A 26,608-nucleotide genomic window follows, 5' to 3' on the forward strand; every position below is an offset into this window, starting at 1 on the left:
ACGGTTATTCACCTCATTATTTATTTCTTTTAAAATCTTTGTTATCTATAAATTTCTCGCTTGATTGAACTTCCTTCTTCCATTAAATAGTGCCAAATAGTCAAAGAAAAGAAATTCTCAATCATCATAAAACTCCATATGTGTTTTCTCTTGCTTATAGTAATCTAGCCTGTCTTGCATGGTACCAGTATGAAATTCGAATTTATGGCCATCTGGATCTGTAAAATAAATTGATTTCTTGTCTCTTTCATCTCTTGGGCGTCCAGATAGTATATTAACATTTAACTTTTTTAGTCTCTCATACATTTTATCAAATTCTGTCTCTTCTATTGAAAAAGCTATATGTGTATAGGAGTATTCTATTTCGTTACGAGGAATATCTTTCTCCAAATTTAAGGCAAGCCATATTCCGTTTAAATCAAAATAAGCAGTTCTTCTTCCTTTCACTAACAATTTGGCATCAAATACATTTTCGTAAAATTCAACTGAATTCTCCAAATCTGAGACCGAGAATAAAAAATGATTCAGTCCTTTTATTGACACTTTTATCACCTCAAAAAAATACATTCATTCTGTTAACGTAACAGTTGAATAAGGAAATCTATTTCATAATATCAATATACTATCATTTAATATACATCGGAAATTAACACAGCCCCAATTTCTTTGTCAGAGATAAGAGACCGTTTACATAATAATGGTAGTATAGTAAATTAGTAATAGTTTGAAAATGTAAATGATTTAAATTAGTATTTATTTTAGAAATACATAACAGGAGAAATTCTCACTCCCCACCGGCCGATACAGGCTCTTCGGTGAGATTTCAGGCAATATTTCCATCCACGATAAGGGCGGAAAGCTGATACAACATGAAGTCATTGGCTCACCTGGTGTAATAAGCATTACAGCTGATATACACGAAACGGATATCATCACAATTGATGGACTTGAAAATGCTGGTGCAGAAGCAATCCAGACTGAGCCCTCGACACAGTTGTCAGCAGGCATTTGGAGGGTGGGCTTGGATAATAAACCTGGGAAATACTCCATTAAAGGCAATGGCGGGTTTGGCCATCTTCTAATTCTGGATCGTGACGGAAAATCAAAAATATATGAGGTAATCAGTGGTCAATTTGCTTCAACAGAAAGCGAGATCCAGCTTGAGGAAGGACAGACCGTAAAAATTACTGGTATTTCAATGGTTAATTTTCAGTCTTCCTGAAAGGTTGATAATTTAGTTTGGACAGGATGGACTTAAGTAGTTATATTTCCTTGATAAAGTGAAAGGAAAATCCATTTCGTCTTCAAAATAGATTTTCCTTTGCTTATTCAATTAAAAACCATATGCTGATGGGCTTTCTCCCTATTTTCTTAAAAAAATCATTTGCCTGGCTTATCAATTCAGTTTACTTAAAAAGTCTTGAGTTCCCTTTTATCCATCTTTCGCCTTGTGTTCAATCAGCATTTCCCGGACCAAAAAATGATCTGAAAAGCATGTTTTTCTTCATTTTTCTATCTGTTACGTATTTAGTTTTAGTAACCATTCTATATTCATTGGCTTCGCTCATCAATTGTTTCATGCGATCGTTTACGATACCTTTATAAATGTCAAAATGAAAATGCAATCCAATCCCTCCCTTAATGTTGTTTAAATTGTTTCTCATACAACCGGGAAGGCTTCTGGTCTTCGGCATTCGACGGACATTTCCTTTGCAAACCATCTCTGCTTTTGGAATATGCACCTTAGTCTGAATATGGTTTCCTGAACATGCTTGTTCCTCTTACTTTCCTGAGATTTCCTTTTATACAAAAATCACCTTTATTTGTGAAGTCATAATCATTCAGCCTCCTTTCACCAGAATCTATCGCGACATACCTATTAACGCATGAAACAAACCCTGCAAACAAGCGAAAGAATAATTATAATTATTTTATACACACTTTGGGGGAGCTAGATGAATAGTCGTTCAAAATAACAAAAGCGTGGTAAAAATCACCACGCTTCATTATTTAAAATGGCTTTGGGAAGCCCTTTTGATATTCTGTTTTGGTTCATGATATGCTGCGGGTTTTATAGATGATTTTACGAATACTATCGTTAGATAAATTATACATCTGCTCTAATTCTTCCAGAGACTTTCCTTCACTGTAAGCTTGAAAAATTGCCTTATTTCTCTGGGCAATTAACGCGCGGGAACCGTTTACCTCTCCCCATCCCGCTCGTTGATTTCCTTCCTTGGGAATATAAATCAGTTCGCCCTGGATATACTTCTGGATTTCTTTCAGCAATCTAGGGGGAAGAGCCTCTTTTCCATTTTTGTATTGCACGATTTACGTCCTCCTTATTAAGGTGTACACGGATAAATTTTTTAAACATATTCACATCGCTCACGATCAACATCTCCTTTCTTTAAAATTTTGATTTTGATCTTTCGTAATTACAGTTTAATTGATTTCTCAGAAAATGGAAAGATGCCAATGTTCTGAAAACCATAGAAATATTAAATGGAGCCGCATCATGCGGCCCCATACGCTTTGATTCCCGCTTATGCGGAAATCACCTCAAATTTTGTGATCAATATAATCAGCCTCCTTTCGCAAGAGTCTGTCGGCCCGACACCCTTATTAACTCATAGTATTCCCCCACCTGCAAGTGAAAGTTTTATTATAATTAATTTGCTCCAGGAAGCATGGGAACGTTTCTGATGCTTTCAGAACAAAGGCGCAGGTCATTCCTGTTACACCAAGTGTTGTGGTTTGTTTCTCTCATGATAATCCCGTCTATTTAGAGAACTGTTTTAACACACTCATTAATTCTTCAATCGTTTCTTTGCCTTCCCCCTGTTTAATCGCATCACTTACACAATGGTTGATATGCCGTTCGGTAACAGCGAAGCCTACATTTTTTAAAGCAGATTGAATTGCACTGATTTGTACTAAAATCTCGACACAATATCGGTCTTCTTCCACCATTTTCTGTATCCCTCGAACCTGGCCTTCGATCCGTTTTAGGCGGTTAATTACTTTTTCTTTTTCATCCTTTGTTCTTGGTTTGCTTGGGTGGTCATGTAAGAATTTATCCAAATGAATCACTCCCTTTCCTTTTACACATTTACTATACCCCCGTATGTATGAATGCCGATAGTTAACCTTTATATTTTTTAGCGGACATAGTTGTCTAGTGATTATATTAACCTATTAATTGCTCTTTATCTATGCGTTTTAAAAATTTTCCGGGGGATAATCTAGTTAAAATCAACCCCCTAACCAAAATATTTATGCCTTTAATAACCTTGCATTAATCGCAACAATTATTGTACTTAAACTCATTAATACAGCACCTGCTGCAGGACTCAACACAATTCCAACTGGTGCCAGGACACCTGCAGCGAGCGGGATTGCAAATATATTGTATCCTGTTGCCCACCAAAGATTCTGCACCATTTTCCGATACGTTTTTTTAGATAAATCCATCAAGGCTACAACGTCATTCGGGTTACTTTTAACCAGAACAACATCTGCGGTTTCCATGGCTACGTCAGTTCCTGCACCAATTGCAATACCTAAATCTGCTGTTGCAAGTGCAGGGGCATCATTGACTCCATCTCCTGTCATCGCGACCTTCCAGCCCTTTTCCTGAATTTTCTTCACTTGATTGGCTTTATCATCTGGTAAAACTTCAGCATATACTTCTTCTATCCCTAATTGCTTTGCAACCCAATTCGCTACTTTTTGATTGTCACCTGTTAGCATAATGGAATGGATTTCATTTTCCTTCAAGGCTGCAATTGCTTCTTTTGCTGTTTCACGAACCATATCTGCAAGTGCAATCATGCCAATCAGCTTGTCTTCAAGCAGGACAAATACAACAGTCTTTCCTTCTTCCGACATTTTATTAAATATGTTTTGATCATAGGTTAAATTATTGTTATCCACATAGCCCGGACTGACAACATTTACTTTTTCGCCATCTACTTTCCCTTGAATGCCTTTACCCGTGATGGATTCGAAATCTGTTGCTTTTCCTAATTGAACGCTCTTGTCCTTTGTTGCCTTAACAATGCCTGTTGCAATTGGGTGTTCTGAATTTTGTTCAATGCTAGCTGCCAGTTTTAGTATATCTTCTTCACGATACCCCTCACTAGGTATAATGTCTGTTACACCAAATTCCCCTTTCGTCAATGTTCCGGTTTTATCAAAAACAACCGCATTAAGATTACGTGCACCTTCAAAGTTTGCTCGATTACGGATCAACAACCCTTTTTTAGCGGAAATTGCTGTAGAAACTGCTACAACCAGTGGGGCTGCCAGTCCTAAGGCATGTGGGCAGGTTATTACCATCACTGTTACCATGCGTTCGACTGCCACGTCGAATGAATAGCCGATCAATAACCAAATGAACAGTGTTGCAAATCCAGCTGTTAAAGCAAGGTAAAACAACCATTTTGCCGCACGATTTGTTAAATCCTGTGTTTTGGATTTTGATTCCTGTGCTTCTTTAACCATTGTAATAACCTGTGATAAATACGAATCCTCACCAGTTTTTTCTACTTGAATCGTCAGTGACCCTTCTTTGTTAACGGAGCCACCGATTACTTCATCTCCATTGTTCTTTTCAACTGGAATAGATTCCCCTGTCAGCATTGATTCATCAATTGCTGATTTCCCATCAATGATTGTTCCATCAACAGGAATCTTCTCACCTGGTTTTACGAGTACCCTATCATTGTGTTTCAGGTCCGACAATGGAACATCTTGAATTTGGTCATTGCCATCCAATCGATGTGCTTCATTTGGCATGAGTTTTACAAGCTGCTCAAGTGCATTCGAAGCACCCATAACAGAACGCATTTCGATCCAATGGCCTAATAGCATAATGTCAACAAGTGTTGCTAATTCCCAGAATAACTGATGTCCTTCCCATCCAAATACAACAAGCGTACTGTACCCATATGCAATGATGATGGCTAAAGCAATCAGCGTCATCATTCCGGGACTCTTTTCTTTTAACTCACTGATGCCTCCAGTTATAAATGGCCAGCCGCCATAGAAGAAGACAATTGTTGATAGCGCAAATAAAAGATACATGTCACCCGTAAGCGCCAATCCACACCGATGAACTCCTGAATCATTGGTGATAAAGCAAGTATCGGAATGGTAATAATTAAAGAAATAAAGAAACGTTTCTTAAAATCACTTACCATGTCACCGTGGTCATGATGTCCATGTCCTTCGTGACCGCCATGATGGTGTTCGTGATTCTCATGACTTTCATGATCATGGTCTTCATGTCCGCCATTATCATGATGACTTTCTTGAATATGTTTACTGTTATGATTGTGGTTGTGACTTTCATGATCATGGTGATCGTGGTTTTGATGGTCACGATTGTTGTGTTCACTATGATTATGCTTTTGTATTTCATTTCTACTTTTTTCCATTTATATCACTCCTCTAATGGTTGATTTTATTTTATCCATTTTTCACAAAAGACCTTCATCTAATTCCACTGTACCATACAATACCCCCGTATGGTAAATTTAAAACATTACTTTAATAAACTCTTGCTAATTAGTTTTCATATTTTTGGGGTACAGTATTAATGGAACAAATGAAGGAAGGAGTATTTATATGAGAATTACAAAGATACTAATAGCATTTGTTTCCCTAGTCTCTATATTCACATTGGCTGCATGTGCTGGAGGCAATGAGGAAACGAGTCCAGATGAGGGGGCAGAGACAGAGGTAGATTCAAATACTGACGAAAATAACGATAAAGAATCTAACTCCCATGCTAATATGGATCACTCAAGTTCAGGTGAAGTTCCTGAAGATTTAGCTGATTCAGAGGATCCAGCTTATCCTGTTGGAAGCGAAGCTATGATAAATGCAAATCATATGAAAGGCATGGATGGGGCAGTTGCAACCATTGAAGGTGCTTATGACACAACTGTTTATGCTGTAACCTACACACCGGCAACCGGCGGAGAAAAAGTGGAAAACCATAAATGGGTTATCCATGAAGAAATTGAGAATGCAAAAGAACAACCATATGAGCAAGGAGATGAGGTGGTTCTTGAAGCCAATCATATGGATGGTATGAAAGGAGCTGCAGCTGCAATTGACTCTGCAGAAGAAGCCACTGTCTATATGGTAAGCTATACAGATACAGAAACTGGAGAAGAAGTTGAAAATCATAAATGGGTAACGGAGAGTGAATTAACTCCTGTTGAGTAAAGATTTCTCTCCTTACCAAAGGGCTGACCTGCCAATCAGGACAGCCCACTTTATTTTTCCCTGCCAATTGAATGGCTTAGTTCAAAGGTTCTTAGCTTCAATCCCAACGACCTCTTCAACTAAGCATTCATACGCATGCCAGGTTCACCATTTCCATAAGACCCACGGTTTTAGACCTATTTTGTACATATTTACAGTATTTCTGCGAATTATATAGTCTAAGCAATCAAAAGCTATTTTTATTGACTTACGTTCTGTAATACAGCGTTTCTTCCAATTTGTTTGGAAATTATATCTATTGTATTATTACTGATTGGTGAGGACCTATCATGTTGGATAGTCCTTTTAAACTTGAAGGAGGAAGGATAATTGATGAAATTAAAGTTATTTGGCATCACGCTCGCCCTATCTTTTTCTTTAGTCTTGACTGGCTGTGGTGGTTATGAAGCAGAAGAAGAACAGGATAATGGTAATGCGGGTGATGAGACTGCTAATCTAGGTGAAGAGTTAGAGTATACGATTACAGGAATTGAGCCTGGTGCAGGGGCAATGGGTCTTGCTCAAACCACTTTAGAGGAATATGAAAACCTAGAGGGATGGGAAGTTTTAGAAAGCTCAACTGCAGGTATGATGACCGAACTTGGTGAGGCAATTAATAACGAAGAACCTATTATAGTAGTAGGCTGGAATCCACACTATATGTTTGCTGAATATGATCTGAAATATTTAGAGGATCCAAAGGGTACATTTGGTGAAGAAGAGAATATAAATACAATAACAAGAATGGGCTTAGAAGAAGACATGCCTAGTGCTTATGAAATTCTTGATCGTTTCAATTGGGAAGTAGAAGATATGGAAGGGATCATGCTTGAAGCACAAGATGTTTCCATGGAGGAAGCAGCAAGTGCTTGGGTAGAGGATAATCAAGACAAGGTAAATGAATGGACTGAGGGTGTAGAGCCAGTAGATGGAAAAGAAATCGAACTAGTATTAACCCCCTGGGATTCAGAACGTGCTTCTGGTGAAGTGATGAAACTTGTATTGGAAGAACAAGGGTTCCAAGTAACATTAACACCTGTCGATCCGGCTATTGTGTTCCAGGCAATAGCAAACGGCGAGGCCGACGCTTCACTTGCTCCATGGCTGCCAATAACACATGGTTCTTTCTATGAAGATTACAAGGAGGACATTGTTGATTTAGGGCCAAACTTACAAGGTACAATAATTGGTTTGACTGTACCTGAATATATGGACATTGATTCCATTGAGGATTTACAGCCAAAAGAATAACAATATTTAAGGGTCAGATTAGCTTGTATAAAGTGATCTGGCCCTTTTTTAATTTGTACATTTTCATATCTTTAAAATGATTTGCCAATTGTAAAAAAATGATTTAAATGAAAAATTACTTCATATAATCTTCAACTAATTCAAAGCATCTTTCTTCTGTCAGATTGTTTTCGACCCTTACATATTCATATTGTTCCATTGTACCGCCTTCATATTTAAGGGATGCCTCTTTTGCAGTATGATCCCGGTAATCTAACCATTCGCGCTGTTCTATTCTTAGTAGATCCATTTCTTCTTTTGTAAGCTGATTCTCTAGAACCCCATAAATTTCATTTAGCAATCCATCCAAGATATCGTATGCATCTCCTTCTACCTTTTTCAAGGCGAATGTTGTGTCGTCTATCGGATTTTTTCGCATCTCTTCCACTTTATTTTTAGCATCGTTTAGTTTCTTGAGATACTCTTCCTTCAGACTAGCTGTAATATTAGTATCCGGATTTTCTTCTTTTGCGGTAACATCGTTTGATGTATCCACTTTTTCATTTGCATTATTATCACCAGAATCACTGTTATCTGTTTCAGTCATGTCTGTGTTTGAAGCATTTTCTGTACCAGAAGAATCGTCATTTGCATTTTCAGATGAACTATTTTGTGACGGCTTATCAATCGCAGCACTTGAACCATCAGAAGAGCTTTCACAAGCTGCCAATAAAATAATCAATACTGCTGTTAACATTCCTATCAAAAATTTACGATTAGTTTGCATTAAAATTCAGCCTTTCTTCTTCTGTAATCTAGGTTTAAAAGCATGAGTTGCCTTGAATGCATCAGCACAATTTAGTTACGTTTCTAAACCAATACGTCATTTTGAAAATAATCATTCTGAAACGCACTCATAATGACTGCATTATGATAGCTGCCCTTGACAAAGTATTCATCCTTTAACACAGCTTCTGTATTAAAGCCTGATTTATTATAGACATGAATGGCCTTTTCATTTATTTCATCGACAGTCAAGTATAGTTTATGAAGATTTAATATCCTGAAAGCATAATCCATTGCGAGTCTCGTTGCCTGGCCTGCATAGCCAAACCCCTGATGAGCCGGATCGATCATGATCGCAAATTCTGCTTTACGATGAATCGGATCAATTGAATAAAGACCAACAAAACCGAGCTGCTCCTTATTCTTTTTCAAAATAAATAAGCGCATATGATCACTGTCTTTATTCTTCATATATTTTTCTTCCAGATCTGCTTTTGATTGGTAAGGTTCATCAAACCAAAAGGACATGATAGTTGGATCGTTCATTAAACCGTGAACAAACTCTAAATCTTCTTTTTCCATAGCTTTTAATTCCAGTTGACTAGACATTTTCGTTTCCTCCACAATCATTCAAAGTTACATACTTCATTTATTATTTTAAGTCTATTATCCACGATTGACATACGGCAAATCAAGGGAAAAAACGCCGCTTCAGGTTTTATTTCAATTTTGGGGACAATCCAATTGTTTGTTCGTTTTTATATTCCTGGTCAATCGATTTTAAAATTATTGAAGGAAAATGACGATTTTTGTCGAAAGCAGTAAATAAAGGAGGAATTTTTGCATGAAAAAACAACTAGTATCCATCGCATTAACTGGCACTATACTTGCAGGAGGATCCTTTGCTGACATGGCTTTCGTTCAAGCAGCAGGAAATGGGCCGGATTATCAAGGACATGAGACGATTAATACGTCGATTCTCCATACATACAGCGAGATGGTGGATTACCTTGAGAAGCAAGAAAAAAAGCAGACTTATATGGAATTGGAGGTCATTGGCAAAACCGTCAAAGGACGGGATATGCATCTGGTGAAATATATGCAAAACCCGAAAAATCCGACGATCCTATATATCACTCAGCAGCATGGTGATGAAGCATTGACAACGGAAGGGGCTTTGGATTTCATCAAGCAGCTTGGCACGGGGAAGACAAAAGGTATTTTAGAAAATGTGAATATCCTGTTTATCCCGATGTATAATGCGGACGGGGCCATGGGAGATGTGAATTACGAGTTAGAAGATTACGCAGCAAGCGGGGATCGGCATCTTACCCGCTTGAATGCAAACGGGGCAGATTTAAATCGTGACCACGAAGAGAAAACGCAGCCAGAAACACAGGCACTTCATAACAATGTATTGCAAAAATACGATATAGATTACATGATTGACCTCCACCATCAAGGAGCTCAATGGGTAAAAGACGGAAAATATGTTTCCGGCGCTATCTTCCCATCACATCCTGACCATACAGCCCCTGAGGTTTTACAAGGTTCCAAACAGTTAGGCGCTGTTGTCTATGATGCCATCGAGCCAAAAGGCTGGGGACACCTTGCTAATTATGCAGGAAAAGGTTCTGCTTACGATAACGGTATCAGCGTTTACGGACTTGCCCATGACTATGGTATTTCCACCCTGTTATTCGAAATGCGGGGCACAGCCGATAACGCCAACGACTTCGAAGTATTGGGCCAAAAAAGTAATGGTTACCTGAAAAAACAGGCAGTAATTGCCATGGATTCGGCAGCAAGAGCAGTTGCAGATGGAACAATTAATGAGAAAGATATTTCTTTCTGGGATGACTTGCCAGTTCAGGAAGAGCGGCCATATTAATTTCAATGATAAGGAGTAATCCAACTTGGATTGCTCCTTTTTTTAGCGGTTAAGAAAGTTATAACTACTTTCTTACTGCAAGTGCATAAGGAACACTTCAAACCTTTAACATTGCAGGTGAAAATTACTTTTCATCGAACTAAGGACTTCGCCATTAAAGCTTGCGATCCGGGCTTCTAGGAAAGCAAAATACGCTTATCAAGAATCCCTTTAGCGATAAGCCAAGTTTTCTAAATATTAATAGCCCACTCCCATTTAAATATTGACATTAATTTATTTGAAACTGAATAAAGTTGACGCTAATAAAGGATATTAAAGTTAGTACGTTTTTATTGAAAAGTTTTTGATGCTGCTCCCTTATCTGCTATTGGAAAATAAACCCATGAGGGGGTGTCATAAATGAGTAAAGAGGATGAAACTATATTATGAGAGAAAAAAGAAAACAATTTTCCAATGTATTCACTTACGCGTCAATCGTTGTCGGAATACTAGTATTTCTAGGCTCTGTTTTTCCTGATCAATTTGGTAAAACCTCTGGTGCTGTTGGTACATGGGTTACGGACACGTTCGGCTGGTATTATATGACACTTTTTACGTTGATTTTATTTTTTTGTATATTTTTAGGTTTTAGTCCAATCGGTAAACTCAAACTGGGTAAACCAAATGATAAACCTGAGTTTAGAACGATATCATGGTTAACCATGCTGTTTAGTGCTGGGATGGGGATTGGGTTAGTGTTTTATGGCTCATCTGAACCAATTTCACATTACCTGGCACCACCTACTGCTGATCCGGAAACAAAAGCAGCTTTGGCCGAAGCAATGAGATCAACGTTTCTGCACTATGGATTTCATCCTTGGGCTGTATATGGTATTGTAGCACTCGCGTTAGCTTATTCACAGTTTAGAAAAGGTGAAGTTGGTTTAATATCTAAAACATTACGACCTATTTTAGGAGATAAAGTAGATGGTCCTGTCGGTAATGTTGTTGATGTGTTATCCGTATTCGCAACAATTATTGGAGTAGCTGTTTCTTTGGGTGTAGGAGCAATGCAAATCAATGGAGGCTTGAACTACCTATTCGGTATCCCGAGCAACCAGCTTGTCCAAGGCATTATCATCGCCGTTGTTACTGTGTTGTTCTTGTATAGTGCCTAGAGTGGATTAAGTAAAGGCATCCAGTATTTAAGCAATTTAAATATGATCCTGGCAGGTCTGTTGTTTGCTGCTGTCTTAATTTTGGGTCCAACTTTACTTATTCTCAATATGATGACAAGTTCGACTGGTGATTATTTTAATACATTATTATTCAATAGTTTAGATGTAGCTCCGTTAAACGAACAAAAACATGAGTGGATGCAGTCTTGGACTATATATTATTGGGGCTGGTGGATGAGCTGGAGTCCATTTGTAGGTATATTTATTGCAAGAATTTCACGTGGCAGGTCCATCCGGGAATTTGTCTTTGCGGTATTGCTCGTTCCAACCTTTGTGAGTATATTTTGGTTTAGCGCATTTGGCCTCACAGGAGTTGAAGTGGGACAAAGCGTACCAGAAATATTTGAAATGCCACCTGAAACTCAGTTATTTGGTATTCTCAATGAACTGCCTTTAAGTATCATTTTATCTGTTATTACGTTGGCACTTATATCATCTTTTTTTATCACTTCTGCCGATTCTGCGACATTTGTTTTAGGCATGCAGACTGCTTTCGGAACTTTACGTCCTGCAGGTTTTGTAAAAATTGTATGGGGCTTATCTTTATCAGCAATCGCATATGTATTGCTTTTAGCAGGTGGAGAAACTGGCTTAAATGCATTACAATCCGCAGCAATTATATCAGCATTGCCATTTAGTGTAGTGGTAATATTGATGGCAGTAGCATTTTACAAAGATGCCAATAAGGAAAGAAAGTACTTAGGTTTAACAATTACTCCAGACAAAAAAAGAATGAAAGAATATATTGATCAAACAAATAATGCTCAAGATAAAAGAAGCTAATAATGGACAGCATCTGCATTTCCCAATAGAAGAATTGTTCCGTTGATGTTTTATTCAAAAATACTGATGCTTTTCCATCCCTGGAAAAGCATCAGTTAAAGTAGACTTAATGCCATTCAATTGAATCAACAAACATGTTTAATCTTTGTATATACACACCACCATTATAATCATGTCTGTCTGCATGTTTATGTTGGTAATACCATTCGCCGTTAGCCTCGAATAATTGGATATATCCATCTACGAACGCTTCCGCATCTTGGTATGAGTAATGGTGAGGAATAGGACCATCTGACTCTTTATAATAGGAAAGATCTATGTCAAGGGCTTCAAACATGATCTCTTTTCCCTTCTCTATCGGGAAGCCATCTTTAAGCTTACCAAAAGAATAGAAACTATTTTCCGAAACATTCGGCTCTGTAAAACGCAATTCAATAAAATAATCATGTTCTATCCGTTGTATGTCAGTGTTCTTTGGAAGATAACCTGTTAGACCTAATTCATTATTTTCGTATAACTCAACCTCGACTTGTTCCACTCCTGATGCACCGACTTGAAGAATAACATCTTTTTCCACAGGTCTCTCGTACACAGGATGATTTTCCCCTTCAGATCCATGGATATCGAGTGGTGGATTACCTGTATACATAAAAGTAAAGAATATTATAGAATTATTCCAGCTATCGTCATCATCATAAGAAAATTCTGATGTGAAAATCATCGGATAACCAAACAATTCAGACACATACATTTCCATAAATTGACCACTTTCGCCATTATAAAATGCTGTCATCTCAGTATTCTCTTTATCAAATGGCACAACATTTGGATATGAAAATGAAACCTCGCGATTCATGCTTATATTTTCTACAAACTCATCTACGGGAATGGCAGTCCCTTCCGTTTTTTTAAAGTCAGCTGTCAACTCTTGAATGCGGGTATCGAATGCTTCCTGCGCATGTGCTTTATCGAAAAGCAGAAGTTTCATTTGTTCTCCATCATCACCAGTCATTTGAATCTGAAACTCATTGTCGCCTTCCGTTTCAGAAACAGTCCAGCCGCTTGGAAGATGAACCTCAATTTTTCCATTAAAAATTTTTTGTGTTGGCATTGAATTTAAATCGTTATAGTTAAAAGCAGGTCTATTCAGTGCTTTATCTAATAAATCAATGTCATTCACTTCATCTTGATCATTAGTTTTTATTGCATCTGACTCTGTATCTTTATTTTCTTCGCTGCCTATCTCAGCATTTCCACCAGCCCCTGACTGATTACTGTCTATTATTCCAGTATTAAGAAACAACAGCACTGAAATTCCTGCAGCAGCCGCTCCAGCAATAATTCCAGGAATTTTCCTGCCATATTTACGAGACTTCTCGCTCATTCCACGTTTACCCTCCCCATCCTTTAGACCTTTTTGAAAAGCGTGTAGGCTTTTCTCGCGTGCCTCTTCGGAAACCTTCATCCCCTTCTGTTTCCTCAACGAATCGAGCAACTCATCTTCCCTTTCATTAAACTTATTCATAATTCATCACCCCCGGCTGGATTTGTTCCAAAAGTGCCTTTCTGGCTCGATGTTGCAAAGCCTTCACGGAAAGTGTCGTTTTCCCCATAATATTAGCCGTTTCTTTAATGGAAAAACTTTCGATAAACCTCAACTGAAGAACCATACGATAGTGATCTGGCAGTTTTTCGAGGGTAAACATGACCTCATCCACATCCAATTCCCGCAGAACTGCATTCTCAGCTGATTCTTCACTGCCTGTCATCGAATCTAAGATGGTCTGATTCATTGAAATAGAATTATTCCTTTTTTTATTCTTTCTATAATAATCAATGATGACATTCCGGGTTATTCTAAAAATCCACGTCTCAAAGGACGATCTCCCTCTAAATGTATGAAGCCCGCTTGCTGTCTTATAAAAAACATCCTGCAGCAGTTCCTCCGAATCATGATAGTTACTTGTTTGCATGAAAATATAATTAAAAATACGATCAACATATCGGCCATGCAGCTTTTCGATTGCTGATTGGTCACCTTCAAGAACCTGATGTATAAGCTCGTGGTCCTCCATTTATTCCCCCTCCTGTTTCTCTCTCATAATGATAGACGTTGGATAAAAAATAAGGATTCTCTTATTCTTTATTTTCTTATCCCACCCAAAATAAAAAAGGCAACCTTTAATGATCACCTTTCATTTCCTGACTATTTAAATCGACTAATCGAAAAATGAGAAATATCAACATCATTTATATATTCAATGGTATCACCCACTTTTATCATCGTTTAGTCGGACCTCAACTGCCTTTTCCATTTGGGCATCATTCCTTCTTGAATAAATGCACACTATCATTGCATAAAGAATGATCCTAATTCACATATAAATGCAAAATACCTTCCTGCTTCTTATACCTTCCGTTTATAACTCCGATACCATCAACAGTCAGTGAATCACTATTCTCAATGGGATTATCCTTTAAATTCAAATGTAATTTAGTTATATTTAGAAGTCCTCCATTACAATATGCTATAGCAGGCTGCTGAATAAAATAGTCTTTATTGTTCATTCTTACTTTTATAAAGTTCTTATGTAAAAGCTTATCTTTAAATGAAACGATATTCATCGGGTCAAAAGCTTTCACAGTTATTTCACCTTCAATATATAAAGTAATACCTGCTTGCTGCTCAAAGTTCTCAATTTGTTTTTTCCTATTTTGTCTAACCAGATTAATTGCTTCCTCTGTTTCAGCGCTTATTGTCACGTCAGCTATTTTTCCATAGTTATCGGAAAATTGTTTTAACATATCGTATAGCGTTTCTTCTTTGTTCCAAAAACTTCCCTTCCAATCTGGCAAAAAGTCATCAAGCAATAAACACATAGCCAAACCTGAACTAAAACAACTCTTCCGTATATCTGATGTTGATTCATATTTGTCTATAAGGTCCTGTCCGTATTTCTTTAAAATGGCATTGTATTCTAACGTGCTTTTTTCAGCATAAGCCTTTAGCTCAATATACCACGCTGGTCCTTCTATTGTTTCAACTAATTTTTCGTATAATATATAGTCATTGTTATTGGCAGCTCTTTTTTCTCTTAAGGCAATGAACGTATTAAGATAGTTTTTCTTTTTAATAGAATTTTTTTCTAACATTGCGCGATAAAGCATCGCTCTTTCCTGACTCCGCAATTCCACATTTTCTTTTAATAATGGATAACTTATTCCCTTCAATTCATTTGGAAACCTTTTTTCCCCCTGAAGATATTGAAATCCATGAAATAACTCGTGTACTAAGATAGAATATAATCCTTCGTAGTCGCCATATAATTTCAGGTCTGCAATTGCGGTTGGATATTCTTCATACATAATTAGTGTACAACCATTAAATTGTTCATCCCGCTTTAAGGTTTGAAAATTATTTTGTTGATTACTTTTGAATTTCGGATGATTGAATAAGTAAACCCGGCTGCTGTCATAAAAGGCGAATGCAACCGATTTAAAACCTGGCCAATAATTTTCTAAATTTACTTCTTCCAAGTCTTGGAAAATTCTACTAAGATACGCTGCCATTTTTTTCAGCCCCTGCTCTTTAGCACTATAAGAATCAATCTGTGTGAATATCCTTTATACTATCATATTATTCAAAAAATAGTATTGTATTTTCTTAAAAATGCATCATCCAATTCACTGGACTTATAAAGATAGCCATGCCTGCCTATAATAATCACTCCTAGATAACTCTAAAATAAAATAGAGGGTGTTCTTTAAAAAAAATAAGATAGTTCCTAAAGAACTACCGCTAGTTAATATACAATTTGGAATAATGCCTTGTATTTATAATCTCCTCTCTGAGCAAAATGATATACAAAACATACTCTGAAGATTATAATTCTAAAGTCATTATATTAGTATAGGAGATCGTATGATAAATGTTAAAAGCATATTCGTGGCTGACGCTTTGTGTAATCGTATGGGGAAGCAATTTTGTGTTTGGAAAAATCTTAGTTCAGGATTTCTCGCCAACCCTGTTGACATCACTAAGGCTATTTTTTATTGTCTTCGTATTAACCGGTTTATCGTATTATAAAAGACCTGTAAAACGGCTAAATAAAACAGATTGGCTTGCAGTTTTCTTTTTAGGGGTTATTGGTGTGTTTATAAATCAATGGTCTTTTTTTGCAGGATTAGAAACTGCTGACCCCACAACATCTGCCCTAATTCTGGCTACAGCCCCCATTTTAACAGGATTTTTGGCTGCCATCTTCCTGAAAGAAAAATTAACAATTCAAATGCTGGCAGGGTCCATTTTTGCAATCATCGGAATTTACCTGGTTGTAACGAAGGGAAGCTTATCCTCTGTCCATATTGACAAAGGATTGCTATGGATTGTTCTGACAATGGTAACATTCGCCATCATGATTATTATGACGAGAATGCTTTCCCGGCGAATCGATCCAGTTACGATGACTCTCTACTCGAATATCGTGGGATTTATTGTGTCCATTCCGTTTGTCTTCTTATTGGACAACCCATTACGAATCAGTACTGCTTTCTCCGATTGGGCTTTACTCATTGGGACAGCCGTTACCGTTCATGGGATCGCAAACCTTGTTTGGAATAATTACATCCGCTATGTCGATGCTTCAAAAGCATCTATCCTATCAAATTTAGAACCTTTCGTTGCGATGATCATGGGATTAATATTACTTTACAAACCAATCACTGATATAGAGATAGCGGGTTCCCTATTTATAGTTGGCGGCGTCATATTTTCCACCTACCAGCGAAAAAGAAATACCGTAAAACAATGACTGGTTTCGGAAATACTCTTTTTACAGCAATCCCACCCTTTTGTTGAAGTTGCTTTTTTAGCTTTGGGATTGACACTTATACTTATCTGGATTTAACTTTATCATTGCCTCAGAAATGGTGTCCGACATTTCTCTGGCTTGTTCTTCAATCTCATCATATATTGCAACATCTTTCTGATATTCCTTGTTTATCATAAATACAGCCTCCTGTTTGGTTAAATCCAAATGAAGATAGAACATAGCCCTAACTTCTTCCTCAGGTAAAAATCGGTTAATGCTGCTAAGAAATACAGCAATCTCATCTGCATTGTTATACCACATTTGTTCTGCAGTCATTGCCGCTTGCTCATCACCGGCAATAGCTGCATTTACAAGATCAGCAGCAATTAGAAGATGTTCCTGAATCAAAGCAGCATACGTGTCAGCCGCTGCTTCTCCATATATTGGCCGAATCATATCTCCCATGTCTGTCGCATTTTGCAAAAGACGCGCGATAACAAATTCCAGGTCTGGCAGATTATAGGTTAGGCTTATAATCGTCATTCTGGTCCATGCTACATGCTCCTCCCAAAGGCTTCGGTTATCACGCATTAAATCAACTGCTGCTTGACTTACGCATTGATCTTGCCGTGTAAACCCAGGAGTCGTTTGTGAAACAGGTATGGAAATATGTTGTCCTGCCTGAAGATAATATGGGTTTACTCCCGGATTCACCGTTAAAATTTCCCCAATCGTTGTATTATACCGCTGTGCCAATAGCCAGAAATTATCACCTGGGTGAATAATATGGGTAAATCCCCCATTATAAAAATTGGTCATATTTTTACCTCCCTATTCATCGAAAAACGAATATCAAATGTTGCGCATAATAATGTATTCTTTTTGGATTGGTTGGGTGATAGCCGTTGGGGAGATAACCCATAATTTCAGTCCCCATTATGATAAAGAGTTAATATGGTGGGGACTGACCTTTCAATTACTTCAATTACTTTCGTCCTCACCAACAGGCCGATGAATTTCCAACTATTACTCTCACTCCAGTGAGAGTAATTAATCAATATTATCCAGGAAACGATCATTAATATCAAAAAGGTTATCTAAAAACGCATCAGCATTTGTGCCGATAATATCTAAGTAAGTTTCCGCAATTTCTCCATTAACCGAAAGAAAGTAATCAGCAGCCTGCCCGATAAAATCCAAATAGACTTTAGAGTCAATAATTTCCTCTTCTTTCAAATACACTATTGCTGCTTTCAAGTTATCATTTTCGCGAGCCAGTTGCTCCTTCTGCTTCTTATTCCAATCAGTTAACTGGTCCCTAATAGTATTGGATAATTTACTAATTGTCTCTTTGGCATCCTTACTCCATTCTGACCAGACTTTCGCCATATCAACTGTCTGCTCAAATTCAGATACAAGATCTGCTTGGTTTGTTGCATTGATATAGCGCCCATCTGATGCATCCGCCATTTCCTTCAGTTGCTCCAGCCCTTCATTATCTACCTGATAGCCAATAATATTTACAACCGGGTCAATTTGGGATTCAGCAAGAGATTGAATCGCTTTTACGGGATCACCATTACAAGTTCCAACACCATCACTAACGATATAAATGATATTTGAATTTTCTTTACCATTGTAATCCTTAAGCTTTTCTTCTACCACTTGAATAGCTTTAGCCATCGGCGTCCATCCTGCAGGCTCAAATTGATTTAAAGCATCGGAAAATTTTTCATTATTATATGTAGAAAGCGGATAAACTTCTTCTATATTGGAACAGGACTTTTCTTTGTCAGCATCACTTCCGGATCCAATATGTCCATAAACATCAAGGGAGATATTCGCTTCTTCCGGAAGATTTTCTACAAATTGCTGGATGGCTTCCTTCGCTAAATCCATTCTTGTTCTGCCATCTTCGTAATTCCCCATACTTCCACTTGAGTCTAATAGAATAGCAATATTATAAGTTTCTTTTCGTTTGAGTACTTCATTTCCTTCAGCAGTCGGGTCATTAAATTGCATGGATTCCCATTGATCAATTGGTACATTTACAGGACTAAAATCTTCTTGAAACAATGTCCAAAGGTACCGTTTCCAATGTTCAACTTCTTCCTCGGTACTTTCCCGTGTTAATGTCGGAATCGAATCCAGCACTTCGATAATTTCCGGCTGATTGGTAAACTCCTCGCCAGCAAACTGTCCCGTTATTGGGTAGTCCGCTGCTTCTGTAAATGAAGTGGGTATGGGTGGCAAATCCTCAACAGTATCTTCAGCGATAACTTCTTCATTTTCCTCTTCTTGAGACTGCTTTTCTTTTTCTTCTTTTTCTTCTTTTCCGTCTGTGTCTTCTGCCTCTGCTTCCACACCTGCAGCTGCTTCCTCACTACTGCTTTCTTCTGAATCTGTAGTTTTACCATCATTACATGCAGCAAGTAACAACAAGCAAAAAGCCAGAATTGTTATATGTACTTTTTTCATACTCCCCCTCTATTCTTTAAAAATATAGTTATACTTCCAATTGCTATATCAAATAACAATTATATTACTATATCATATTTGTCTTATTTTTATTTGATAGCACCGTAGATATCGGTATAAATTTCACTTAAAAACGCCTGGGAAATTCCAGGCGCTTTTCAATATTCAACAAACTACTTTATAGTACAATCCTTTTCTTGAATTGCCTTACATATCATGAAGGAAATATTAAAAGTATATCTACAGTGATGGCGGACTATCAGGAATTGTATTAGCAAGAATAATATAAACGATCAAATTAGCGGGCAAAAAAAGGATAAAAAGTAATCTAACTCCTAAAGAGGATATACCGAAATATTCAGCAATTCCTCCACAAACTCCGTATATTGCCTTGTCTGTTGATGACTTTCTTAGCTTTTTTTGCAATATGGATCCCCCCGATTATTTATTCTCAGTTACGATTTGAAAAGTCACGCCGTAAATTTAGGGTCAGTCCCCCACTATGATCGACCCGCTGCTAATTCGTTTTCATCAATAAGTAAATAAAGTACGGTGTGCTTACAATAGACACAATAATCCCTACTGGTATAGTTGTAGGTGCTAACACATTGCTGGCAATCATATCTGCGGCCATTAAGATGAGAGCTCCTAGCAGCGCTGAAATAGGAATAACATATTGATGCAGTGGTCCTGCTATTCTCCTTACAATATGTGGTACAACAAGTCCTAGAAATGCGATTGCTCCACCAGCAGCAACAGCTGCTCCTGCTAAAGCAACAGCGATTAACAGCAGTAATCCTCGTTCTCGCTCAACCCTTGTGCCAAGTCCTGCTGCCACGTCATCACCAAGATGGAACACGTTTAGGGATTTTGATTTTTTAATAGCAACAGGAATCAAAATTAACATCCAAGGCAACAGTGCAATGACAAAACTCCAACTTGCATTCCAAATATCACCTGATAACCAAATAGTTATTTGCCGGAAATTTTGCGGATCCATCTTCAATTGCATAATCGTTAATAGCGCACTGAATGCTGCATTTACCCCGATACCCACCAATACTAAACGAATAGGTGCGACTCCTTTATTCCATGCAATCACATAGATCAGCATTGCCGCACTAAATGCCCCTATTAAAGCGACAAAGGGCAATGCAAAAGTAGAAATCGGGCTTGATGCCGGGATGACTCCTTGAAAGAAAAATAAGAATAAAACAATGGCAAAACCAGCACCAGTATTTATTCCTAGTATTCCCGGATCTGCCAAACCATTTTGTGTAATGCCTTGCATTATTGTTCCAGATACGGCCAGCCCAGCCCCAATTAATAACGCCAATATAATTCCGGGCATTCGGAAATCAAATAATACCAGTTCTTGCTTTTCCGTACCATTTTGCATTAACGTCTGGATAACTTCCATTGGTGAAATAGAAATAACACCAACACTAAGGCTGATAAAAGAGAATCCAATGATAGAAATAATTAATAAGCTTATGATCAGCCAAAACCGTTTCACTTTTTGCTTTTCAATCAGGTTCATTTTTTGCCAGCCCCCCTTGCTAAATAGAGGAAAAAAGGGACCCCGATAATAGAAGTTATCGCTCCTACCGGTGTTTCAAATGGTGCATTTACCATTCGAGCTGCTAAATCGGCATTGACGAGCAACAATGCTCCAAGTATAGCCGAAGTGGGAGCAATCCAACGATAATCTGTACCAATAATAAAGCGGGTAATATGCGGGATGATCAACCCAACAAATCCAACCGCACCTGCAACAGATACTGCTGCTCCAGTTAAAATTAATACTGCAATAATTCCTAACACCTTAATCAGTGTATTGTTTTGTCCTAAACCAACAGACAAATCATCTCCCAGACTAAGTACAGTAATGGATTTTGAAATAGATATGGCAATGACCATACCAATCATCCCTGCAATAAGAAGTACTTGCACGGAACCCCATCCTGTACCATCCAAGCCACCTGCCAGCCAAAAGCCCATATCCTTTTCCAATTGGAAATGCAAGGAAAGAACGGTAGAGATTGATCGTAAAAGCGTCCCAATTGCTACACCTGCCAAGGCTAACTTAACAGGTGTTAATCCACTGCTGGAAAACGAGCCTACTAAAAATACTAGCGTAACGGCTGCCCCAGCCCCTATAAACGAAGCAAATGTTAATCCTGTATTAGAAACAGCCGGATAAAATGCCAGCATAATAACTAACATAAAAGCTGCACCATCGGTTACACCCATAATCGAAGGGGATGCAAGTGGATTACGAGTCATTCCTTGCATTATTGTACCAGACACCGCTAAGAAGGCACCTACCAACGAAGCAGCCAGCGCTCGAGGAATCCGCAGCTCCCGAATTACTTGATGTGATTGATCATCTGAGCTAAATTGAAAAACAGATTGCCATATTTTATGTAAATCGATATTCGTGGCACCGTACGAAATAGATATCCCGATAGATAATAAAACCAGACAAATACCAATCATATTAATTCCCATTTTCGATAATGGAGAGGATCGCGTAAATACCTTCATAATTAAACTCCTAATTTTCTAAAAGTGGCGAAAAGATTTATTGACTTTCTAATTGAAAATGATTATCATTATCGTATGAATTAATTATAGCATAAAGGAGAACCAACCATGAATAATAAATTTTTAAAAAAGAAATACTTTTTCACACTATTATTTACCGTATTATTACTTCTGGTTCTAGCTGCTTGCGGCAATGATGATAATGACAGCAATAATGATACATCGAATAACGCATCCGAAGGGAACAATGAAAATACAGAAGTCACTGTGGATTCGGAAATGGGCCAGGTCACCCTTCCCGCAAATCCGGAACGTGTGCTAGCACCGTTTCATGAAGATACACTGCTTGCATTAGGTATAACTCCAGTTGCAAAATGGGCAATTGGTGAAAGCGTACAAAACTACTTAGAAAAAGATTTACAGGATTTAGAACGCATCGAATGGACAATGCCTCTGGAACAAGTACTTAGTCATGAACCTGATCTTATTATATTAGAAAACAGCTTAGACAGCTACGAAGGTTCTTACGAAGAATATTCAGCGATCGCTCCAACATACGTCATGACAGAAGAAGTAACAAAAGATTGGAAAAAACAATTACAAGTATTTGGAGAAATTTTAGGAAAAGAGACGGAAGCGGAAAAAGCTCTTGCCGATTATGAAACGAAGGTCAAAGAAGCAAACGGGGAGCTCACAGAAATACTAGGAGATGAAACTGTTGCATTCATGTGGGTGACTGGGGGCAAATATTTTCTATTTGAGGAAAATCGTCACAGTGCCAATATGATTTATTCCGAGCTTGGGGTTAACGTTCCAATCCTTGTCGAGGAATTAGGCGAAGCAGGAACAGCCTGGGATCCTATATCATTAGAAAAATTATCTGAATTGGATGCAGATCATGTCATTATTCTTGGCAATCAAAAGGATGAAGGAATAGAAACACTGAAGAATAGTAATGTATGGAAAAACACTGCTGCTGTCCAAAACGATCAGGTTTATTATATTGAAGATGAAAGTAATTGGACCAACAGTGGCTTAAATGCATCAGAACAAACCATTGATGAACTTTTAGAAACATTAAAATGATTGCTTAAGATAGAGAGCAATTTTCGTGATTTTAGCTGCTGCGATATTAAATAAGATAATCTTTTAATACAATTATTTGAGCGAGAAAAAACCCCTTTGAAGTCCAATCTTAGACTTCAAAGGGGTTTTCTATGGAAAAAAAGTGTCAGTTCCCCACTTCTTTACTTTATTTCGCTGGGGGCTGATATCACCTCTGTTTTCTTCATTTAAATTCACTCCTCCCTATCAATTTATTAATTACTCATCATTTTCCTCTTTGTTTAAGATCTCATTCAATATCCAGCTCCCAATACGCATTTCATCCATGATTTACCAACAGGATAATACCTCTAATCATTAATGTTTACAAAACCGATCGGAATTATTATAATTATATCATTCTATTATTTTAGCAGAAGCAGGTGAGCATGTGAAAAGGAACTCAAAATGGTATAATAACGAAATTTTCCCGTGGGTACTGCCAATTGTCATTATTGTACTCTGGCAAATTCTAGGTCAGTATAAAATTATTACTTCAACACTACTGCCTACTCCAGTGGAAGTTGTTCAGGCAGGGATTCGATTATTTAACACCGGTGAACTGCAGGAACATGTTTTAATCAGTACGCAGCGTGCGCTAATCGGATTTGTCATTGGTGGACTTGTCGGATTTATCTTCGGACTGCTGAACGGAACTATTTTATTTGTTGAGAAAATGGTCGATACAACCATTCAAATGGTGCGGACGATTCCCCACTTAGCATTAATTCCACTTGTGGTCCTATGGTTCGGAATTGACGAAACTGCAAAAATATTCCTGGTTGCAGTTGGGGTGATGTTCCCTATATACATAAATACGTTTAATGGGATTAAAAATGTTGATGGCAAATTAATAGAGATGGGTTCGGTTTATGGATTATCAAGATGGAAGTTATTTACGAACATCATCTTACCAGGATCCTTACCTGCTATCCTGGTAGGCATCCGCTATGCACTTGGCGTAATGTGGATATCACTTATCGTCGCAGAAACAATTGGCGCAGATTCAGGGATAGGCTTTATGGCAACAAGCGCTCGTGAATTTATGCAAATGGATATCGTTGTTCTAACCATTGTCCTCTATGCGATTTTAGGCAAGTTATCCGATTTTGTTGCAAAAGTGTTTGAACGACGATTATTAAAATGGAATCCAGCCTTCAATAACAAGTAAGTGTGGGATTAGATTGGAGTGAGATGATGTTCAACATTGAACTAAAAGATGTAGGGAAAAGCTATGGCGATAATGAAGTGTTACGTGATATTGATTTTTCAGTTGATAAGGGAAGCTTCACCGCCATTGTTGGTAAAAGCGGCTGTGGGAAAAGTACCCTCTTGCGGGTTATCGCAAAATTAGAAGAAACCTCGAAGGGAACGTTGACGTTTTCAGGGGAAGGATCCAAGGACCCAAAAATTCGGATCATGTTCCAGGATGACCGCCTGATTCCATGGAAGAATATTTTAAGTAATATCTCGATCGGAGCGGTCAATAAAGCTGCAGCAAAAGAATCCCTTCAGGAGGTCGGATTAATCGACAAGGAAAAGGATTGGCCAGATCAATTATCAGGTGGACAAAAACAGCGAATTGCCCTTGCCCGTGCCCTAGCAAGTAATCCGGATATATTACTGTTTGATGAACCACTTGGTGCACTTGATGCGCTCACGCGAATGGAAATGCAGAATTTAATTGAAGAACTATGGCAGCAGCAGCAATTCACTTCCCTTCTCGTTACACATGACGTAACGGAAGCGGTAACTCTAGCGAATCGAGTCATCGTTATAGACAAGGGGACGATTCAATTAGATGAAAAAATCGACTTACCCAGACCTCGCGAACGCGATGAAAAATTCACATATTATGAGAAGAAAATATTAAACCAAATTTTAGGGGGATAACAATGAAAAAAACAATACTTATTATCGTCACTTCTTTATTTATACTGGCATTAGCAGCATGTGGCAGTGATAGCAGTGAGGGAGCTGCTGCATCAGACTCAGGTAATGATGGAGAAAAAGAAGTAATTACAATCGGTTACCAAAAAGGGAACACGATAAATATCCTTAAAGAACATGGCAATTTAGATGAAGCATTGAATGATGCTGGTTATACCATTGACTGGAAGGTATTCCCTACCGGTACGGTATTGTTGGAAGCTTTAAACACAGACAATATTGATTTTGGCCACGCGTCTGACGGTAATGCTGTATTCATGCAGTCCGGCGGCCACCAATTAAATTATCTGGCTTCTGAAGCACCATACCCGGAAGGTGTTGCATTGGTTGTTAAAGCAGATTCCGAAATTGAAACGGTAGAAGATTTTAAAGGAAAAAGGATTGGCGTAACCAGAGGTGGTAACCAGCATTACCTATTATTAGTAGCGTTAAAAGAAGCTGGAATTCCTTTAGATGAAGTAGAAATCAAGTTTTATAAAGATGCCGCAGAAGGTTTAGCAGCATTTACGAAAGACGAATTTGACGTATACGGTTCATGGGATCCATATCTGGCAATTGTAGAAAGCAAGGTTGATACTCGTACAATAGTAAATGGTACAGATTTAACTGAAAATCGTACCTTCTATTTTGGGACAGAGGAATTTTTAGCGGAAAAGCCTGAAGTTGTAAAAATCATTTTGGAAGAATTGCAAAATGCGGATCAATGGGCAAACGAAAATAAAACAGAGGTTGCTGAAATCCTAGCTGCTGAGTTAGGTCTGGACGTAGCTCCGCTTCAATTGGCGAATGACCGCCGTACATTCGGCGTTGAAAAAATAGATGAAGAAATTATTACGAGTCAACAGCACTTAGGAGATACATTCTATGAAGCAGGTCTACTTGAAAATGAGATTAGCGTTGAAGATTCTGTCAACATCGACGAAGCACTTATTCCAAGTAACCTAGACTAAAATTGGAGGAATTCATATGACAAAAACAATTGAAAATGCATTCTTAAGCTACGGAAATGCTGATGCTCCTGTAAAAGTGGAGGTTTTCTTAAATTTAGCATGTCCTTACTGTGCAACATTCTTTGAAGCAGCAGATCAAACTTTAACGCCATTTATAGAAGATGGTCAAGTTCAATATGTTATTAAACATTATGACAAACCCCGGGAAATGCTGTTATATGGTACTTTAGTAAATTTATTTCTTAACTACAATGACCCACAACGTATCTATGAAATTATGAAAGATCTATTCGCGAAACAGAGCGAATGGAGTGAGTCAGATAGCGACTCCATTAAAAAAATGCTGACGGAAGAGTACGGATTAAAAGAGGAACCTGATACGATTGACTTAAGCTTAAAAATTACAGCAGAAGCTATTAAACGTCAGGTGAAAATGGTTCCGACTGTTTTTATTAATGAGAAGGAATTTCAGTATCCTGTGGAGATTGATGCGTTCGAATTGAAAGAGGAGATTGAGAAGCTGTTGGGTTAGGAATGATTGGTGGATGCTTTTTCGGTTTGCAGGTGATTATTGCAGATTAAAAA

General features: G+C 37.9%; 24 protein-coding genes and 2 pseudogenes. 11 read left to right on the top strand and 15 right to left on the bottom strand.

Annotated elements, in window-relative coordinates; translation table 11 throughout:
- Positions 1–117: 117 nt before the first annotated feature.
- Entirely contained in the window at positions 118–567 is a 450-nt protein-coding gene (gene fosM / locus CIL03_RS16055; RefSeq protein ID WP_420855423.1) for a FosM family fosfomycin resistance protein, read from the bottom strand.
- Positions 568–1,021: 454 nt separating this feature from the next.
- Between fosM and CIL03_RS16060 the strand changes: the two genes are divergently transcribed.
- Positions 1,022–1,222, top strand: a complete 201-nt coding sequence (locus CIL03_RS16060) for a hypothetical protein (RefSeq protein ID WP_094886903.1) — start codon at positions 1,022–1,024, stop codon at positions 1,220–1,222.
- Between the two features lie 232 nt (positions 1,223–1,454).
- On the opposite strand, the gene CIL03_RS19905 is transcribed toward CIL03_RS16060, so the two are convergent.
- The 4 genes and pseudogenes from CIL03_RS19905 to CIL03_RS16075 form a co-directional block, all read right to left on the bottom strand.
- Positions 1,455–1,625 carry a hypothetical protein gene (locus CIL03_RS19905; protein ID WP_165767985.1) on the bottom strand — a complete coding sequence of 57 codons (171 nt, stop codon included), beginning with the start codon at positions 1,623–1,625 and terminating at the stop codon, positions 1,455–1,457.
- 427 nt (positions 1,626–2,052) lie between these two features.
- Positions 2,053–2,328 carry a CD3324 family protein gene (locus CIL03_RS16065; protein WP_094886904.1) on the bottom strand — a complete coding sequence of 92 codons (276 nt, stop codon included), beginning with the start codon at positions 2,326–2,328 and terminating at the stop codon, positions 2,053–2,055.
- 453 nt (positions 2,329–2,781) lie between these two features.
- Positions 2,782–3,084 (bottom strand): metal-sensing transcriptional repressor, encoded by a 303-nt coding sequence (locus CIL03_RS16070; protein WP_094886905.1) that lies wholly within the window; start codon positions 3,082–3,084, stop codon positions 2,782–2,784.
- 192 nt (positions 3,085–3,276) lie between these two features.
- A pseudogene (locus CIL03_RS16075) lies at positions 3,277–5,441 on the bottom strand (heavy metal translocating P-type ATPase).
- 190 nt (positions 5,442–5,631) lie between these two features.
- Here CIL03_RS16075 and CIL03_RS16080 point away from each other — a divergent pair.
- Complete coding sequence (locus tag CIL03_RS16080; protein ID WP_094886906.1) at positions 5,632–6,237, top strand: YdhK family protein; 606 nt, start codon at positions 5,632–5,634, stop codon at positions 6,235–6,237.
- Between the two features lie 372 nt (positions 6,238–6,609).
- A complete protein-coding gene (locus CIL03_RS16085; protein ID WP_206207715.1) occupies positions 6,610–7,527 on the top strand; it encodes a glycine betaine ABC transporter substrate-binding protein in 918 nt (305 codons plus the stop codon).
- Between the two features lie 115 nt (positions 7,528–7,642).
- Here the strand turns inward: CIL03_RS16085 and CIL03_RS16090 are convergent, their stop codons facing one another.
- Entirely contained in the window at positions 7,643–8,293 is a 651-nt protein-coding gene (locus CIL03_RS16090; protein ID WP_094886908.1) for a lysozyme inhibitor LprI family protein, read from the bottom strand.
- Between the two features lie 83 nt (positions 8,294–8,376).
- The gene (locus CIL03_RS16095) at positions 8,377–8,901 is read right to left on the bottom strand and encodes a GNAT family N-acetyltransferase (protein WP_094886909.1); all 525 of its coding nucleotides are present in this window, start codon (positions 8,899–8,901) and stop codon (positions 8,377–8,379) included.
- A gap of 235 nt (positions 8,902–9,136) precedes the next feature.
- Here CIL03_RS16095 and CIL03_RS16100 point away from each other — a divergent pair, with 235 nt between their 5' ends.
- Positions 9,137–10,183, top strand: a complete 1,047-nt coding sequence (locus CIL03_RS16100; protein ID WP_094886910.1) for a M14 family zinc carboxypeptidase — start codon at positions 9,137–9,139, stop codon at positions 10,181–10,183.
- A 425-nt stretch (positions 10,184–10,608) separates the two neighbouring features.
- Positions 10,609–12,183 (top strand): annotated as a pseudogene (locus CIL03_RS16105) (BCCT family transporter).
- Between the two features lie 106 nt (positions 12,184–12,289).
- Here the strand turns inward: CIL03_RS16105 and CIL03_RS16110 are convergent.
- The 3 genes from CIL03_RS16110 to CIL03_RS16120 all read right to left on the bottom strand — a co-directional run bounded on the left by CIL03_RS16110 (position 12,290) and on the right by CIL03_RS16120 (position 15,753).
- Positions 12,290–13,708, bottom strand: a complete 1,419-nt coding sequence (locus CIL03_RS16110) for a hypothetical protein (protein WP_094886911.1) — start codon at positions 13,706–13,708, stop codon at positions 12,290–12,292.
- Complete coding sequence (locus tag CIL03_RS16115; RefSeq protein ID WP_094886912.1) at positions 13,701–14,258, bottom strand: RNA polymerase sigma factor; 558 nt, start codon at positions 14,256–14,258, stop codon at positions 13,701–13,703. The genes CIL03_RS16110 and CIL03_RS16115 overlap by 8 nt, the downstream gene beginning before the upstream one ends.
- A 295-nt stretch (positions 14,259–14,553) precedes the next feature.
- The gene (locus tag CIL03_RS16120) at positions 14,554–15,753 is read right to left on the bottom strand and encodes a hypothetical protein (RefSeq protein ID WP_094886913.1); all 1,200 of its coding nucleotides are present in this window, start codon (positions 15,751–15,753) and stop codon (positions 14,554–14,556) included.
- A 359-nt stretch (positions 15,754–16,112) separates the two neighbouring features.
- Here CIL03_RS16120 and CIL03_RS16125 point away from each other — a divergent pair, with 359 nt between their 5' ends.
- Positions 16,113–16,994 (top strand): DMT family transporter, encoded by an 882-nt coding sequence (locus CIL03_RS16125; RefSeq protein WP_094886914.1) that lies wholly within the window; start codon positions 16,113–16,115, stop codon positions 16,992–16,994.
- A gap of 57 nt (positions 16,995–17,051) precedes the next feature.
- On the opposite strand, the gene CIL03_RS16130 is transcribed toward CIL03_RS16125, so the two are convergent.
- The 5 genes from CIL03_RS16130 to CIL03_RS16150 form a co-directional block, all read right to left on the bottom strand.
- Positions 17,052–17,813 carry a LysM peptidoglycan-binding domain-containing protein gene (locus CIL03_RS16130; RefSeq protein ID WP_094886915.1) on the bottom strand — a complete coding sequence of 254 codons (762 nt, stop codon included), beginning with the start codon at positions 17,811–17,813 and terminating at the stop codon, positions 17,052–17,054.
- Between the two features lie 231 nt (positions 17,814–18,044).
- Positions 18,045–19,472: a vWA domain-containing protein gene (locus tag CIL03_RS16135; RefSeq protein ID WP_094886916.1), complete on the bottom strand. Its 1,428-nt coding sequence runs from the start codon at positions 19,470–19,472 to the stop codon at positions 18,045–18,047.
- Positions 19,473–19,712: 240 nt separating this feature from the next.
- Positions 19,713–19,898 carry a PspC domain-containing protein gene (locus CIL03_RS16140; protein WP_094886917.1) on the bottom strand — a complete coding sequence of 62 codons (186 nt, stop codon included), beginning with the start codon at positions 19,896–19,898 and terminating at the stop codon, positions 19,713–19,715.
- 91 nt (positions 19,899–19,989) lie between these two features.
- A complete protein-coding gene (locus CIL03_RS16145; protein WP_094886918.1) occupies positions 19,990–21,012 on the bottom strand; it encodes a FecCD family ABC transporter permease in 1,023 nt (340 codons plus the stop codon).
- Positions 21,009–22,019, bottom strand: coding sequence for a FecCD family ABC transporter permease (locus CIL03_RS16150; RefSeq protein ID WP_094886919.1), 1,011 nt, complete (start codon positions 22,017–22,019; stop codon positions 21,009–21,011). Before CIL03_RS16150 ends, CIL03_RS16145 begins: the two co-directional genes overlap by 4 nt.
- Before the next feature lie 108 nt (positions 22,020–22,127).
- On the opposite strand from CIL03_RS16150, the gene CIL03_RS16155 reads away from it, so the two are divergent.
- The 5 genes from CIL03_RS16155 to CIL03_RS16175 all read left to right on the top strand — a co-directional run bounded on the left by CIL03_RS16155 (position 22,128) and on the right by CIL03_RS16175 (position 26,555).
- Positions 22,128–23,105 (top strand): iron-hydroxamate ABC transporter substrate-binding protein, encoded by a 978-nt coding sequence (locus CIL03_RS16155; protein ID WP_094886920.1) that lies wholly within the window; start codon positions 22,128–22,130, stop codon positions 23,103–23,105.
- A 409-nt stretch (positions 23,106–23,514) separates the two neighbouring features.
- Positions 23,515–24,294, top strand: coding sequence for an ABC transporter permease subunit (locus CIL03_RS16160; protein WP_094886921.1), 780 nt, complete (start codon positions 23,515–23,517; stop codon positions 24,292–24,294).
- A 26-nt stretch (positions 24,295–24,320) separates the two neighbouring features.
- Complete coding sequence (locus CIL03_RS16165) at positions 24,321–25,016, top strand: ABC transporter ATP-binding protein (protein ID WP_240508101.1); 696 nt, start codon at positions 24,321–24,323, stop codon at positions 25,014–25,016.
- Between the two features lie 2 nt (positions 25,017–25,018).
- Positions 25,019–26,023 carry an aliphatic sulfonate ABC transporter substrate-binding protein gene (locus CIL03_RS16170; protein ID WP_094886923.1) on the top strand — a complete coding sequence of 335 codons (1,005 nt, stop codon included), beginning with the start codon at positions 25,019–25,021 and terminating at the stop codon, positions 26,021–26,023.
- Between the two features lie 16 nt (positions 26,024–26,039).
- A complete protein-coding gene (locus CIL03_RS16175; protein ID WP_094886924.1) occupies positions 26,040–26,555 on the top strand; it encodes a thioredoxin domain-containing protein in 516 nt (171 codons plus the stop codon).
- Positions 26,556–26,608 lie beyond the last annotated feature (53 nt).

Origin of the sequence: Virgibacillus indicus, from assembly GCF_002266285.1 — a bacterium.
Lineage (GTDB): Bacteria > Bacillota > Bacilli > Bacillales > Amphibacillaceae > Virgibacillus_K > Virgibacillus_K indicus.

What these genes read in the sequence shown, in the direction of transcription:
- fosM (WP_420855423.1), bottom strand. Translation starts at nt 567, where the DNA reads ATGTATTTTTTTGAGGTGATAAAAGTGTCAATAAAAGGACTGAATCAT.
- CIL03_RS16080 (WP_094886906.1), top strand. Translation starts at nt 5,632, where the DNA reads ATGAGAATTACAAAGATACTAATAGCATTTGTTTCCCTAGTCTCTATA.
- CIL03_RS16085 (WP_206207715.1), top strand. Translation starts at nt 6,610, where the DNA reads ATGAAATTAAAGTTATTTGGCATCACGCTCGCCCTATCTTTTTCTTTA.
- CIL03_RS16090 (WP_094886908.1), bottom strand. Translation starts at nt 8,293, where the DNA reads ATGCAAACTAATCGTAAATTTTTGATAGGAATGTTAACAGCAGTATTG.
- CIL03_RS16095 (WP_094886909.1), bottom strand. Translation starts at nt 8,901, where the DNA reads ATGTCTAGTCAACTGGAATTAAAAGCTATGGAAAAAGAAGATTTAGAG.
- CIL03_RS16100 (WP_094886910.1), top strand. Translation starts at nt 9,137, where the DNA reads ATGAAAAAACAACTAGTATCCATCGCATTAACTGGCACTATACTTGCA.
- CIL03_RS16110 (WP_094886911.1), bottom strand. Translation starts at nt 13,708, where the DNA reads ATGAATAAGTTTAATGAAAGGGAAGATGAGTTGCTCGATTCGTTGAGG.
- CIL03_RS16115 (WP_094886912.1), bottom strand. Translation starts at nt 14,258, where the DNA reads ATGGAGGACCACGAGCTTATACATCAGGTTCTTGAAGGTGACCAATCA.
- CIL03_RS16120 (WP_094886913.1), bottom strand. Translation starts at nt 15,753, where the DNA reads ATGGCAGCGTATCTTAGTAGAATTTTCCAAGACTTGGAAGAAGTAAAT.
- CIL03_RS16125 (WP_094886914.1), top strand. Translation starts at nt 16,113, where the DNA reads ATGTTAAAAGCATATTCGTGGCTGACGCTTTGTGTAATCGTATGGGGA.
- CIL03_RS16130 (WP_094886915.1), bottom strand. Translation starts at nt 17,813, where the DNA reads ATGACCAATTTTTATAATGGGGGATTTACCCATATTATTCACCCAGGT.
- CIL03_RS16135 (WP_094886916.1), bottom strand. Translation starts at nt 19,472, where the DNA reads ATGAAAAAAGTACATATAACAATTCTGGCTTTTTGCTTGTTGTTACTT.
- CIL03_RS16145 (WP_094886918.1), bottom strand. Translation starts at nt 21,012, where the DNA reads ATGAACCTGATTGAAAAGCAAAAAGTGAAACGGTTTTGGCTGATCATA.
- CIL03_RS16150 (WP_094886919.1), bottom strand. Translation starts at nt 22,019, where the DNA reads ATGAAGGTATTTACGCGATCCTCTCCATTATCGAAAATGGGAATTAAT.
- CIL03_RS16155 (WP_094886920.1), top strand. Translation starts at nt 22,128, where the DNA reads ATGAATAATAAATTTTTAAAAAAGAAATACTTTTTCACACTATTATTT.
- CIL03_RS16165 (WP_240508101.1), top strand. Translation starts at nt 24,321, where the DNA reads ATGTTCAACATTGAACTAAAAGATGTAGGGAAAAGCTATGGCGATAAT.
- CIL03_RS16170 (WP_094886923.1), top strand. Translation starts at nt 25,019, where the DNA reads ATGAAAAAAACAATACTTATTATCGTCACTTCTTTATTTATACTGGCA.
- CIL03_RS16175 (WP_094886924.1), top strand. Translation starts at nt 26,040, where the DNA reads ATGACAAAAACAATTGAAAATGCATTCTTAAGCTACGGAAATGCTGAT.